The organism is Neorhodopirellula pilleata (assembly GCF_007859915.1).
GTDB lineage: Bacteria > Planctomycetota > Planctomycetia > Pirellulales > Pirellulaceae > Rhodopirellula > Rhodopirellula pilleata.
The window spans coordinates 1,220,644-1,233,538 of the sequence record NZ_SJPM01000001.1; the positions used below are offsets into that span (position 1 = coordinate 1,220,644).

The 12,895-nt window shown below is 56.6% G+C and carries 13 protein-coding genes; 3 read left to right on the plus strand and 10 right to left on the minus strand.

Annotated elements, in window-relative coordinates:
- Positions 1–115 precede the first annotated feature (115 nt).
- Complete coding sequence (locus Pla100_RS03890) at positions 116–922, plus strand: hypothetical protein (RefSeq protein WP_146576289.1); 807 nt, start codon at positions 116–118, stop codon at positions 920–922.
- Positions 923–990: 68 nt separating this feature from the next.
- Here the strand turns inward: Pla100_RS03890 and Pla100_RS03895 are convergent, their stop codons facing one another.
- The 9 genes from Pla100_RS03895 to Pla100_RS03935 form a co-directional block, all read right to left on the minus strand.
- Positions 991–2,325 (minus strand): DUF3618 domain-containing protein, encoded by a 1,335-nt coding sequence (locus Pla100_RS03895; RefSeq protein ID WP_146576290.1) that lies wholly within the window; start codon positions 2,323–2,325, stop codon positions 991–993.
- A complete protein-coding gene (locus tag Pla100_RS03900; RefSeq protein ID WP_146576291.1) occupies positions 2,301–2,759 on the minus strand; it encodes a phage holin family protein in 459 nt (152 codons plus the stop codon). The genes Pla100_RS03895 and Pla100_RS03900 overlap by 25 nt, the downstream gene beginning before the upstream one ends.
- Positions 2,756–3,517 carry a hypothetical protein gene (locus Pla100_RS03905; RefSeq protein ID WP_146576292.1) on the minus strand — a complete coding sequence of 254 codons (762 nt, stop codon included), beginning with the start codon at positions 3,515–3,517 and terminating at the stop codon, positions 2,756–2,758. The genes Pla100_RS03900 and Pla100_RS03905 overlap by 4 nt, the downstream gene beginning before the upstream one ends.
- Before the next feature lie 56 nt (positions 3,518–3,573).
- A complete protein-coding gene (locus Pla100_RS03910) occupies positions 3,574–4,395 on the minus strand; it encodes a biotin--[acetyl-CoA-carboxylase] ligase (RefSeq protein ID WP_231602663.1) in 822 nt (273 codons plus the stop codon).
- 15 nt (positions 4,396–4,410) lie between these two features.
- Positions 4,411–5,904, minus strand: a complete 1,494-nt coding sequence (locus Pla100_RS03915) for a GMC family oxidoreductase (RefSeq protein WP_146576293.1) — start codon at positions 5,902–5,904, stop codon at positions 4,411–4,413.
- Positions 5,905–5,908: 4 nt separating this feature from the next.
- Positions 5,909–6,712, minus strand: coding sequence for an MBL fold metallo-hydrolase (locus tag Pla100_RS03920; RefSeq protein ID WP_146576294.1), 804 nt, complete (start codon positions 6,710–6,712; stop codon positions 5,909–5,911).
- A gap of 88 nt (positions 6,713–6,800) precedes the next feature.
- Complete coding sequence (gene mqnC, locus Pla100_RS03925; RefSeq protein ID WP_146576295.1) at positions 6,801–7,946, minus strand: cyclic dehypoxanthinyl futalosine synthase; 1,146 nt, start codon at positions 7,944–7,946, stop codon at positions 6,801–6,803.
- Positions 7,947–7,974: 28 nt separating this feature from the next.
- Positions 7,975–8,796 (minus strand): menaquinone biosynthetic enzyme MqnA/MqnD family protein, encoded by an 822-nt coding sequence (locus Pla100_RS03930; protein ID WP_146576296.1) that lies wholly within the window; start codon positions 8,794–8,796, stop codon positions 7,975–7,977.
- Between the two features lie 79 nt (positions 8,797–8,875).
- Positions 8,876–9,562, minus strand: coding sequence for a class I SAM-dependent methyltransferase (locus tag Pla100_RS03935; protein ID WP_146576297.1), 687 nt, complete (start codon positions 9,560–9,562; stop codon positions 8,876–8,878).
- Between the two features lie 154 nt (positions 9,563–9,716).
- Here Pla100_RS03935 and Pla100_RS03940 point away from each other — a divergent pair, with 154 nt between their 5' ends.
- A complete protein-coding gene (locus Pla100_RS03940; protein WP_146576298.1) occupies positions 9,717–11,555 on the plus strand; it encodes a redoxin domain-containing protein in 1,839 nt (612 codons plus the stop codon).
- Positions 11,556–11,720: 165 nt separating this feature from the next.
- Here the strand turns inward: Pla100_RS03940 and Pla100_RS03945 are convergent, their stop codons facing one another.
- Positions 11,721–12,158, minus strand: a complete 438-nt coding sequence (locus Pla100_RS03945) for a secondary thiamine-phosphate synthase enzyme YjbQ (protein ID WP_146576299.1) — start codon at positions 12,156–12,158, stop codon at positions 11,721–11,723.
- A 480-nt stretch (positions 12,159–12,638) separates the two neighbouring features.
- Between Pla100_RS03945 and Pla100_RS03950 the strand changes: the two genes are divergently transcribed.
- Positions 12,639–12,863, plus strand: coding sequence for a hypothetical protein (locus Pla100_RS03950; RefSeq protein WP_146576300.1), 225 nt, complete (start codon positions 12,639–12,641; stop codon positions 12,861–12,863).
- Positions 12,864–12,895 lie beyond the last annotated feature (32 nt).

Sequence of the window (12,895 nt, forward strand, 5' to 3'; positions counted from 1 at the left end):
TTACGAACGAATGTGAGTGCGTTTGAAAAAATTCAAAAAAATGTCGCGATCAAGGTCGTTTCGACGAGGAGATCAATAGAAACTTTCTTCTCGCACTTTCATCAAACCTTTTTGAATGAACCTAGTTTACTTCAATCTCGCTGTCGCGTTGGCAGTTCTGGGTGGCGTCACTTCGTCGATTCAGGCAGCTCCGGTGACCGTCATCAACCCCGGATTCGAAGACATCAGCGGGGAATCGACCTTCAATGAATTCACCTTCGGCCCGCTCAACGGTTGGGACCTGTATGACCCCAACGGAATCACCAATGGCGGTGCCGGAAATACTTACTTCATCGGAACGTTGAGACCCACCGCACCGACGTATTTCACCGCCGGAGCACCGGAAGGCCAGCGGGTCGGGATCGCGTTCAATTTCGAGGGCAGTGGCGGAAACGGCGAGTACGGGATGTCGCAAACGCTCACTGAAACCCTCCAGGCGAACACTCGCTATACCCTGCAAGTCGACATCGGTAATATCGCATCGGGAACGGGTCTTAACGGAGATTTCTTTAACCTGGATGGTTTCCCCGGCTATCGCGTCGATTTGCTCGCCGGCGGAGTGCTGTTGGCTCAAGATAACAACTCGCTGAGCGGCTTGATCGGCGAAGGTGATTTCTCGCTGAGTTCGTTTTCATTTCAAACCGGCGCGACTCATGCCCAGCTCGGTCAGTCACTTGAAATACGGTTAGTGAATTTGAATCAAATCGATGCCGCGTTTCCGGCGGCGGATCTGGAAGTGGATTTCGATAACGTGCGATTGTCAGCGACCTCCGTACCCGAACCATCGTCATTCGGTTGGCTCGCGATCGCGTTCGCCGCTTGGTGGAAGCGCCCACAAAAAAGGCCGAGAGCGGGATCAAGATCCCACGCCCGGCCAGAGTAGCAGTTCAATAGACAGCCTGCGGTTTCCTGATATCAAGAGCCGCAGACGACAGCCGCAGACGAGCATGCCTAGGTCTGAGATTTCTCCGTTTCAACCTTTGCCTGATCCTTGGTGTCATGGGCGACCACTTTCGCGTCGTCCTTCAATTGCTTCGGGTGCAAGCCTTCTTCTTTGACAGCCTCGTTGATCGAACCGGCTGCCTTCTCGGCGACGCGTGTGGCCCGTTCGGCCAAACTTTCGCCGGTCAAGCCTTGAGTTTCCGCAGAATGCTTGGCCGTTTCGATTGTATTTTCGACGGCATGTTGGCCACGTTGGTAAGTCTCTTCGGCCTGCTGACGAGCTTGATGGATCGTTTCGTCGGACGTCTCACCCATCCATTCATCTTCAGGACGAGTTCGTGGGATCAAAGCACCAGCTATTGCCCCCAATGCCATGATGCCCAGCCCTAAGGCGAGCGGCGATTCCTGATGAGCCCGTCGCACACGGCGTTCGGCCGAATCATACAAAGCCGAGATTTGCTGTTCGGTCCGGTCGGATGCGGATGACATTCCCCGGCCCGTTCGCTGTTTTAAACGTCTCGTGCCTCGGGCGGCATCTCGGGCCGTTGCACGGCTTCGCAGATAAGCGCGACGCGACGCACCACTGGTCTTGGATCCGGCGGATGACACGGCATCGCCGACCGACGACGCGGCGGACTTAACTCCATCGACGAACGCCGACGCGGTATCACTGATCGCTTCGCCCGCAGAACTAGCTGCACCGGAAACCTTTTCGGATGTCGATGAAGCGGTCGATTTCGCCGAACGAGTGGCCCGATCCAAGACGCTTTCCGACTCGTCATCAAAATCGCTACTTGGAAAGAGAAGGCCCGGATGATCATCCGCCAAGCGGTCCTGTTCTCGGAGCAATAAATCTTCGTCGGTATAATACGGCGAATCGTACTCAGCGACGGGTTCACGATCATCAATGCCGATGAGGTAATCGTCTTGTAAAGCTCGACCCCGTGGGATCGGTTCACACTCGTCCTCGTATTCGTCTCGACGGCTGCCCAGTGCCAACCACGCCAATCCGGCGCCGACCAGGGTCGCACCGATCGGATTGTCTCGCACTTGCCGTCCAAGGTTGTTGGCGAAATCGCCTGCAGCCGCGCCAGCATGCTTGGCCGTGTCGCGGGTTTGCGGACTGCGGAAGATTGAGATCACATCATCGAACAGATTGCGTGGATTCAATCGTTCGCTGAGTTCATCGAGCGTCTCATCCATGGCACCACGTGTTTGATCGATTCGGTGTTTGATCTCGCTACTGTCGCGATACTCCAGATCGTCGGTCGGCGGAATGCGATTGACGTGTCGACTATTCGAGTGATGTCCATTGGTTTCTAGCGGGTCTTGGCTTGTAGCCATTGCTTGTCCTCCTTCAATGATTCTTTGGTTCGTTGGGGCACAGGCGAGATATTCGCGAGTGCCTGTTTCGCGCTGGAAAACATCGCCAATCCGATGCCTCCCACAACGACGCCGACGATCAGCGGGGCGATCCACAAGGCGTGAACCGGCAATCCGGCCAATCCGATGGCAACGTACAGTCCATACGAGGCGGCCAGCAGCAGGAAGATTAAACCGAGGTGCGCGATCGCGCTTCCGGCGATTAACAATCCCGTGTTGCGACCAACCGCACTGGCCTTCTCGCTTATTTCGGTTTTCGCCAGCGCGACTTCTTCGCGAGCCAATGCGACCGATTCGTCGCGAAGTTCTTTGATTAGATCCGACAGCGATCGAGATTCGGGCGCGTCGTACTCGTCAACGCGATTTTTAACGTTGGTTTGATATCCGGTACTCATGATTGGATTCCTCCCTTGGTATGCAGGGCACTGTTCGCACGAGCCTTGACCGGGTCGAGCGAAGCCACCACATCCGTCGTGATCGCGGGATCGGTTGCCGGAGCCGGGGTATCGAGCGATTGAGCCGACTCCACGACCGTATCGGGATGGTGACCGAATGCGGCCGGAGGACGATTGCGATCAAGCGACAGGTCTTGGCGAGGATGATTGCTTCGTGGCGGCTTGGATGCTTTCAAGAATCGCATCGCAGCTAATCCGGCGACAAACATTCCACCGTAGACAATCTCAGGACGCCGACGGGCAAAGTCCTGGACGTCGTCCATCAGCTCGCTAACGTCCTTGGATTCTAACGATTGTCGACAGCGATCAAGTTGCTCGGCGGCAACGTCCACATAGCTTGCAATCGAGTCGTGTTGCTCTTCGTGCAACTTGTGCGATGCCTTTCGGATTGCGTTACTAAAAACGCCGATCTCCTCTGCCATTCGCGTTTTTTTCTGATGCGCATACTGCACTCCGGAACGTTTGGCTTGTTCGGCTGCCTCACAGGCTTTCTGTTTAGCCGCGTCGGCCACCTCAGTGGCTTGACGTTTCAATTCTTCTTCCGTGGCAGATGCTTGCTGTTTCACCGATTCGGCGGCATGCGACGCAGTTCGGCGTGCATGTTCGGTGCCTTGATGGCGATGTTCTTGCGACTTGTCATCGGGCGCGAACGTTGCGCTCGAACTGGCATTGGTCGCACTGTGGGTGGTTTGATCCATTTTCAAACTCCTGTGTGCGAGTAATTGGTTGATACACCATCAACAAGTTGCAACGACTATGCCAAACGGACCTGAGTCACTTCGCCGCTGCGACATCGCTGCATACCAGCAGGTGTTTGAACCAGCAATTCGCCGGAGTCCTCGATTCCTCGGCAAATTCCTTCGACGACTTGTCCGTCAACCACACATCGCACACCCCGCGACGTTAACACGCAACGAGATCGAAATGAGGCCACCACATCGCTAGTCTGGCCCGATAACTCTTGTAATCGCTCGATCAAACGCGGCACCAACTCCGCCAATACCTCCGCTTGCGAAATCAATCGGCCGGTCGCTTCGACCAAAGACGTGGTTGCCAGTTCGTCGAGCCGCGGGCTTGATCCGATATTCAATCCGATACCGATGATCAACAGCGGTTTGCTTTCAATCACCGTTTCGCTCTTGGGCTGATCCACCCGTTCGATCAGAACTCCCGCAACCTTTTGTTCCAACATCCAAACATCATTGGGCCATTTCAGACCGCACCGTGTGGGGCCAACGAGATACTCGATGGTTTCGGCAATCGCCACACCAACGGCAATCGAGGTGAGTTCGTGATAACCGGGCCAGACAAGCGAGAACGCTAATCCATCGTGGCGAGCCGTCCACGATCTTCCCATTCGGCCACGTCCGGCGGTTTGTTCGTCGGCGACAACTAAACGCGGCAACAGGGACTTTTCCAAAGACGATGGCGGGTGCGAATGGCTGATTTGTTGAATCCACCGAGCCGCCTCCGTGTTGGTCGAATCCACCGATGCGAGATGACTCGCCGACGACAAAACACCCTCTTGCAGAAGCGTCTGAATGGCACGTTGAAGTTTGGAATTGAGAGCGGTCACGGTACGCCAATCGACTCAAATAGCCAGTTGCGAGGCAGCCAAACATCCTAGCGTTGCTAGGACCGCAGTGGGATTGGCGATCGTCGGATGCGGTAGAACGGAAGCGTCGACGATCGACAAGTTGGTCAAGCCATGAACGTTGAATCGGTCGTCGACGACCGGGCCGATCGCGCACGTCCCGCCGGGATGATACAACGTTTGCGCATAACGTGCGATCGCGGCGACAAGCTGTTCATCACTCTCTCGCCGGCGTCCAGGCACGGTTTCAAATAACCGCATTCCGGACTCGCTCAGGTGCACGGCCATGTTACGAGTCACTCGCACCCCCTCGATCATTCGCTCGATGTCATTCAGATCGTCCAGATAGCCTGCCTCAATAACGAGTCGGAATCCAGACGACGATGCGAGGTCACGGAACAATCGGAGTTGGCCTCGTGATCGTGGTCGGGTCAGGCTCACCCCGAGGGTTATCGCCGCCTCGGCTTTGGCGTTTGGGTAACGCAGGTAATCCGTCGGCGTGACGTGCCACTGGAACTCATGCTCCCGATCAAATCCACCACACTCGGCGATATTCGAAGCAAGCGGTCCCGTTCGGCCGTGTTGCCAACGCGTCAAATCGCTCATGTTCGGCGGCGTGCCGGGGAACGCTTGGCCGTCGTGCGAATGAACGACCGGCATGATCAGATGATCGTGCAGTGATCGCCCAACCGCCGGCAAATGGACGGACGTCTTCAGACCAAGTTGACTGAGTTCATCGGCGTTCCCGATTCCGCTCTGCATCAACAGCCGAGGCGTGCCGAGAGATCCGGCACAACTGATGATTTTCGTTTGCGATGACAGATTGGTACGGTTCGTTGAATTCGAATCCGACCAAACGACCGACTCGATCCGTCCGTTGCTCACATGCAACGTCGAAACCGATCCACGGATGATTCGCAGCCGAGCGGCGGCAGCGGGATTGTTGTGCCTCACATCGTCCAACAACTGTTCGGTGGTCCAGCGGCGCGAGTTCCGATTGATCCGGCGATAAGCGGCGAACGTTCCAAAGTCAGACCGCATCGCCATGGCAGCAAGAAACAGCCGCGATGGTTCACTGAGGTAACTGGGACTTTCGGTCGCCATCCGATTCATCGCGACTTCAAAAGACCGCTCGAGTTGACTCGGTTCCAGACCAGCCTCACTCAGCATCCGCCAATCGTGACGATGAGGCGGTACCCAAATCATCGCATTGATCCGACCACTTCCGCCGAGCCCGCGTCCACGGGGCCAATCCATCTTCCGACCCGCTAACGAGCGACTCGGTTCGGTCGGGTGTGAATCGTCATCGGACGAACCGAGCAAATGCAACCAGCGGCCCGGTCGCTGTCGATCGGTCGCATTCTCGGCTTGTTCACCGCCCGCTTCGATCAGCCAAACGTTCGCGTCGGTTCGCGTGATTAGCTCGTGGGCAAGCAAGCATCCGCAAACGCCGCCACCGATAATAACAAAACCATCGAAACAATCACGCAATCGTTCAGCTCGCAGGCGTTTGCAGACCTTCGGGAAGGATACCCTGAGCGACTTCGTCGTCCCATTGATCCATCAACGGCCATCCGTCGGCGAGCGTGCCAAAGTCGGCCATGTGCAGATAGCCTTCGACACGACCGATCACGCGATCCAACATCGCGTTGTCTTTGGCGAAGATGGGGCCGTGGCTCGGAGCAAGCCATTTGACGTCACTATCGCGGATGCGGGTCAACGATCCGATAAACGCTTTGATGTCGCTGCCGTGGTGAGCGTCGATCGCGCCGATGCAACCATCGCGATAGATATTGTCACCGGACAACAATACGTCGCCCATTCGAAACGCGAGTTGGCTATCGGTATGCCCCGGTGTATGCCACACCTCGAGTTCCAAGTTCCCGACGCGAATGATATCTCCGTCACTGACTTGATGTTCGATTTCGACCGGTGGCATTTCCAGGTTGAGGTTCTGTGCCTCGATTTCGGCAAGCGTTTTCAACTTGTCGCCGGTCTGCAACGGTTCGACCGCATTGGGGTGTGCCGTCACGGATGTCTTGAGGGCCTGTTTCGCTTTGGCAAGACCTTGAATGTGGTCGACATCGGCGTGGGTCGCGATCAACGTCTTGCACTGCGAAAGCGGAAAATCCAATTCGCGAATGATGTTGATGAAATCATCCACGGTTTCTTCATAACCGATATCTATTAGCACCCATTCGTCCTGGTCGTAAACCAGATACAAGTTACACCCAAGAACCTCGCCGGCTTGGAAGTTGAGTTCGATGACACCAGGAAAAATGGGCTTGCGAGGGATCATGCGGTTCGGTGCAGGAGGAGTGAGAGGAGTCGGGCGGGTCGAGTCGCCGCTCGTTCGGACGCAGTGTAAACCTTTTCAGCGACCTTCGTCAGACCGCCAAGGTTACCAATTCTCGGGCGCAAGCGTCCGCGTTGGCACGGATCGCCTTTTGTTCGAGTTGCTCGTCGACCAAGTGGTAGAAAACATCGCGTTGTCGTGGTTCAAACCCATGCTCGGCGATCGCGTCGCGGATCTGTTGGAGCGATAGAAAATGCACCGTGCCGGCTTCGGCGACGACGTTTTCTTCGATCATCAAGCTGCCCATGTCGTTGGCACCGAACATCAATGCCATCTGGCCGATCTTGAGCCCCTGGGTGACCCAACTGCTCTGCAGGTTGGGGATGTTATCAAGATACAAGCGAGAAACGGCGAGCATTTTCAGGTACTCGAACGAACCCGTTTTGGGGACTTCGCTCATTTCCGTATTTTCGGGCTGAAACGTCCAGCAAATGAAAGCCGTGAAGCCGCCCGTTTCATCCTGGACTTCGCGAAGCCGCCGCAGATGCTCGACCCGCTCGGCCAGAGTTTCGACGTGACCGAACATCATCGTCGCCGACGAGACGCCGCCGAGTCGATGCCAAGCCCGCATCACCCCGAGCCAGTCGTCCGTCATGACTTTGCCGCGGGTAATCTCCGCCCGCACCCGGTCGTTCAGAATCTCCGCACCACCGCCGGGGACACTGCCCAACCCGGCCGCCTTGAGTCGTGATAACACTTCCTCGATCGTCAGCTTGTTGACCTTGGTGAAGTGATGCAATTCCGGAGGCGAGAACCCGTGGATGTTGATCTCGGGAAAATGCGACTTGATGTCGCCGAGCATCTCCTCATACCAATCGAGTTTGTACTTGGGATGCAAACCACCCTGCAGCAAAATTTGGTTGCCGCCAAGCTCGACGGTCTCTTCCACTTTCTTGAGCAACACGTGCCGAGGCAACACGTACCCTTCGTCACTCTTGGGACCACGATAGAACGCACAAAAGTTACAGACCGCGGTGCACACGTTGGTGTAGTTGATGTTCCGATCGATGTTGTACGTTCGGTAGGTCTCCGGGTGCATGCGTCGCGAAACCTGATCGGCGGCCGAGCCGATCGCGGCGAGCTGATTGCTCTTGAGCAACGTTAACGCGTCGTCGTCACCGAGTCGCTCGCCGGCAAGGGTGCGATCCAAAATCGAACGGATGCGGGAATCATTCATGAAGATCAAACGGGATTGAAAAGCGGATTCAAGAAGCGGGTGAAATGGTCTTGGTCGGCACGGGGTTCGATCCGGAAATCAACCCGATCGAGGCGGCCTTCCGGCGAAACGTTTCCAGCCCCGAACGTTCGCCGGGGCCGAGGTGAAAGTGCAAGTTTTCAGCAAAGTAGCGGTGCAGGTCTTCGTTCGTCAAACCTTGTCCGGCCGCTTCGCGGACGGCGATCGATTCGAAACGGTCGATGCCTTCGTCTCGGCTGGCGTCGAGGGCCTGTTCGATCCGGCGGGCTAAACCGGGTTCGATGATGCGATCACGACGGGCGACCCACATCGCGAACACGAATGGTAGCTCCGTCCAACGGCACCATCGATCGCCCAAGTCCCAAATTTCACGATAAGTGCCTCGGGCCGGATGCATCGCGCGATCCCCGATCATCAGCAACGCGTCCGCTTCAATTTCATCGGCCTGCGAACCGATCGGAAACGGCACCGTTCGTGGGGTCAGTCCGTGCATCTCATGGAGCAACACTTGAGCCATCGCCGCCGATGTACGGCTGCCTTCGTCGAGCGCCAACGTGCGGACCTGACGCATCGGCACGCGGCTGAGCAACCGAACGCTCCACACCGGCCCGCGACAGGCGATTGCGGCGGTTGAAACAATCTCGTAGTCGGATTGATTGCGGAAGTATTCGATGCTCGGAATCAATGCCACATCCAATTCGCCAGCCGCCAAATCGCGAGCCAGCCTCGAGGGCAGATCCAAACGCAAGCTGCCCCACCGGCCGAGGTGCTGCGGCAGCGTCTCGACGAGCGGTTTGGTGTTGAGATAGGAAACGGCACCAAAGCGGAGCATGAAAGTTGAGCCGGCGGTAAGGAAAGGGAAACGTTACGAGGGATTAACCGCTTCGGCGAGCCATTTACAACCCCCAATTTCAAGCGAAACGACGACTCGCCAACCGTCGCCACGCCCGCATGTCGTGCGGGCCGGCAAACTGCACCAATATGGAACCCGGGGCGGCGAATTTCGCAAAAACGGTTTCGTGAAACTCATCTTCGCCCGGCCAAGGATAACTGTATACCACCGCAAAATCATCCAGGTCCAACCCGAGTTCATCGTACGCCGACGCGACCGGATGACCGAGGCTTGGTAGCGTCGGATCGTCCGCCAATGCTTCGGCACCGGCGGGAAGGAAATTCCCCACAATGAGTTCCGGCGGCGATGCGTCCCCGACGGTCTCAGCGGCGACGTTTTGTCGCAAGCCATCACGCATCGGCCCGGTCCAGTCCTGAACCGTTTTCCGGCCATGCTCGATCAACGTGACCTCCGATTCGATCCCGATCGCGTTCCAGCCCAAGGCGTCGGCCATCACGGTCACCGCCGCGAAACCACACCCCCACTCGAGGAACCGGTTGCCCGTTTGCACCTGCGATTGGCGGATCCAAGCGAGTGTCTGGAAAACCAACTCATAGTCAGCGGCGACGAATTGCTCGATTTGAGGAACGTCCCAACGATCCTGAAACGCTTCAATCCGTAAATGCAGGTCGTGGATCATCCCACGAACCGCCTTAGGAAGCGGACGTTCATCCAGACCGGCCGGCAAATCAATTTTTTCGAGCATGAAGCGTGGTGAAGAGAGGAGAGACTCGGAACGATCGGAAAACAGAAAACTGACGAGCCAAGTTTGACGCGAAACCAGCAAGACGCGATACCATGAACACACTGCGGGGTTCTAATCCTTCGCCGTCATTCAAGCCACCCGGAGTCGATTTCTGATGTCGTGTCCCGCCCTTTTCCGATTTTTTCAAACCTGTGTAGTGGTCGCGATAGCCATTTCATCCGTTTCCGCTGCCGACACGGTGTCGGAATCGTCTGCGACGTTGCCGTCGTGGTCGTTGACGAACGTTCATGGCGAAACGATCACGGATGAAATCCTGATGGAATCGTCCGGCGATCCGTCACTGGTCGTGGTCGCTTTCTTGGGAACCGAATGCCCGCTGGCCAAGTTATACGCGCGGACGCTCAATCGATTGCATCAAAAATACGAATCCAAAGGCGTTCGTTTTTTAGCCGTGATGAGCAATCGCCAGGATTCCCTCGAAGAGATCGCGGCGTTCGCCAAACGTTCTGAACTTCAGTTCCCGATTGGAAAAGACTTGGCAAACCGGTTCGCTGACGCGATCGGCGCCGAGCGCACCCCCGAGGTTTTCGTCTTCGACGCCGACCGGTTGCTGAGATATCGTGGGCGGATCGACGATCAATACGGAATCGGAACGATCCTTGACTCTCCCCGGCGCAACGACTTGCAAATCGCGATCGACGAACTTCTCAGCGGTCAAACCGTTTCAACTCCGAAAACCGAGGCGGTCGGCTGCATCATCGGTCGACGCAAAGAATCGACGAGCGAGCAAACCGAAGTAACCTTCCACGAACACGTCGCGCCGATTCTCGATCGTCACTGCGTCGAGTGTCACCGTGAGGGCGAGATCGGTCCGTTCGCTTTACAGGACTACGACGAAGTGGCCGGATGGGCGGACATGATCGTCGAGACGACATCCGATCGCCGGATGCCGCCTTGGCACGCGGGCGAACAATCAAGCGTTACTTTTCGCAACGAACGAAGACTGACTGACACCGAACTCGATACGCTACGCCAATGGGCAGAAACGGGAACCGCGCGCGGCAATCCATCTCAACGATCGGAATCCTCCGGCGACATCACCCGTGAAGACGGATTGGTGCGTGACGACGAGGGAAAGGTCTGGCAACTACCTCGGCGACCTGACCACGTCTTCAAGATCACCGAATCCCCCGTCGACATTCCGGCCTCCGGCGAGGTGAAGTATCAGTATTACCGGGTCGACCCCGAGTTTGATCGTGACGTGTGGGTTTCGGCCATGCAATTGCGTCCCGGCAATCGCAGCGTCGTCCACCACATCTTGGTGTTCGCCCGCCCGAAAGGATCCAACGAACGCTTGCACGCCGAACGCGGCTATCTCGATGGATACGTTCCCGGTTATCGCGTGGAGTCCTTCGCGCCCGGTTACGCCAAACGAATCCCGGCTAATAGCGAACTGATCTTTCAAGTTCACTACACGCCAACAGGTGTCGACGAACAAGACCTCAGCGAATTTGCGTTAGTCGAGGTCGACCCGGCCGAAGTGACCCACGAGATCCACACCAATAGCAGTTTGAACGTTCGGTTAAACATTCCTCCCGGTGAAGCGAATTACACGTCGACGGCCCGTTCGCCAAGCATTCCTGCCGGAGCGGAATTACTCGCGATGATGCCACACATGCACGTTCGCGGAAAATCGTTTCGGTATGAACTGCAAACCCCTTCGCCGTTTTGGTCGAAACTGACTGCGGGGACGGCGGAGGATCACCAAATCCTGCTCGATGTGCCACGCTACGATTTCAACTGGCAGACCGCGTACGTGCTCACCGAACCGATCCCACTTCCCCAAGGGGCACGGCTGTTTTGTCGCGCGGTGTTCGACAACAGCGAAGCGAACCTGAGCAACCCCGACCCCACCGCGACCGTCCGCTGGGGCGATCAGACGTGGGACGAAATGATGATCGGCTATTTCCACTACGCCTTACCCAAAAAATAACGACCCGCAAAACCGGGCGTCCGATGCACGCCCCTTAGAACGTGTTTTAAAAAGGGGTCTGACCCTCTCCGGCGAGGCCAAAAACCCAATGAAATCGATTCGCCTCCAAAGGGTCAGACCCCTTTTTAAAACACGTTCTTAGCGTAGGTGCCGCTCGAATAGGCTCTAAATCAATGGCTCGCTAGGTCGACCCTGCAGGGTTAAAACCACGGTTCGCGAGGCAGCCTGGTCGCGGTGCTCGCACAAATAAATCCCCTGCCAAGTCCCCAGCGCCAGCCGACCATCCCGAACCGGAATGGTTACCGACGCCCCCATCATGGAGGCTTTTACGTGCGCCGGCATGTCGTCAGGACCTTCGAGCGTGTGGACGTAGGGGAGATCTTCGGGAACGGCGTGATTCATTGCCGTTTCGAAGTCGACTCGCACATCCGGATCGGCGTTCTCGTTGATGGTCAGTGACGCGCTCGTGTGCTGAATGAAACAATGCAGCAGCCCGATTTCAAGTTCGGAGATCTCCGGAAAAGCAGACGTGATTTCGCGGGTGATCAGATGAAACCCGCGCGGTCGGGCGGGCAGATGCACTTCGGTTTGGTACCAGTTCACTTCCAAATGTCCGTTGAGAAGGAGTCGGGCAAAAAAAAATGGAACTTTTTTTCTTAGCGATTCCGGTCGTTCGGTCTTTCAGGATGTTAACGACAAAAGAATTCGGAGTCTTGCCCCCGCACCCCGCCTTGACAAAATCGGCATCGGGTAAATCGCCCTTGGCCCCGCCAACGCCGAGCAAAGTCGGATTCCGCACCCTTGAAGAAATCGTGAAGATTTTGGGCGGTAAAGAGGGAACCCGTTTCGGAAAAAACAACGCGATCGGAAGGGCTCGCCCAAGCGAACGCAGGCACACGTTCGCACCCTTTTGTGCGACCACCCCCCTTAGAATTTTCTTGACTGGGGCGGAATTGAGCGAATAATCGTTGCGTGTGTGATGCCCAAGGTCGAAATGAGTTTGACGCCGGGCCATCTCAATAACTTGGTTGATCGTGATGCACCAGGATGGAACACGATCGAGATTGGAAATTTAAAGAGCGTATGAGTCACTGCAAGAACGTTTTCGAGGCCATCCTTCGCTACGGCCATGACGAAGACTTCACCCCCCAGGAAGACGAACATTTCGTCGCCACCGACGCGCCAGCGGGCAGCCCCGAGAAAATCGAAGTGCTGCGTCGCCGTGTTGAGTTGGGACAGCCGTTGTGGCATACCACCGACCGAATCGACTACAGCGGTTTGACCGGTGCGATCCGCCCGCGCGAGTAGGCCCCATGGGCCATTGTCATGAATTAGCCCGA

What these genes read in the sequence shown, in the direction of transcription:
- mqnC (WP_146576295.1), bottom strand. Translation starts at nt 7,946, where the DNA reads ATGAATGATTCCCGCATCCGTTCGATTTTGGATCGCACCCTTGCCGGC.
- Pla100_RS03935 (WP_146576297.1), bottom strand. Translation starts at nt 9,562, where the DNA reads ATGCTCGAAAAAATTGATTTGCCGGCCGGTCTGGATGAACGTCCGCTT.
- Pla100_RS03905 (WP_146576292.1), bottom strand. Translation starts at nt 3,517, where the DNA reads ATGGATCAAACCACCCACAGTGCGACCAATGCCAGTTCGAGCGCAACG.
- Pla100_RS03950 (WP_146576300.1), top strand. Translation starts at nt 12,639, where the DNA reads ATGAGTCACTGCAAGAACGTTTTCGAGGCCATCCTTCGCTACGGCCAT.
- Pla100_RS03890 (WP_146576289.1), top strand. Translation starts at nt 116, where the DNA reads ATGAACCTAGTTTACTTCAATCTCGCTGTCGCGTTGGCAGTTCTGGGT.
- Pla100_RS03895 (WP_146576290.1), bottom strand. Translation starts at nt 2,325, where the DNA reads ATGGCTACAAGCCAAGACCCGCTAGAAACCAATGGACATCACTCGAAT.
- Pla100_RS03920 (WP_146576294.1), bottom strand. Translation starts at nt 6,712, where the DNA reads ATGATCCCTCGCAAGCCCATTTTTCCTGGTGTCATCGAACTCAACTTC.
- Pla100_RS03940 (WP_146576298.1), top strand. Translation starts at nt 9,717, where the DNA reads ATGTCGTGTCCCGCCCTTTTCCGATTTTTTCAAACCTGTGTAGTGGTC.
- Pla100_RS03930 (WP_146576296.1), bottom strand. Translation starts at nt 8,796, where the DNA reads ATGCTCCGCTTTGGTGCCGTTTCCTATCTCAACACCAAACCGCTCGTC.
- Pla100_RS03900 (WP_146576291.1), bottom strand. Translation starts at nt 2,759, where the DNA reads ATGAGTACCGGATATCAAACCAACGTTAAAAATCGCGTTGACGAGTAC.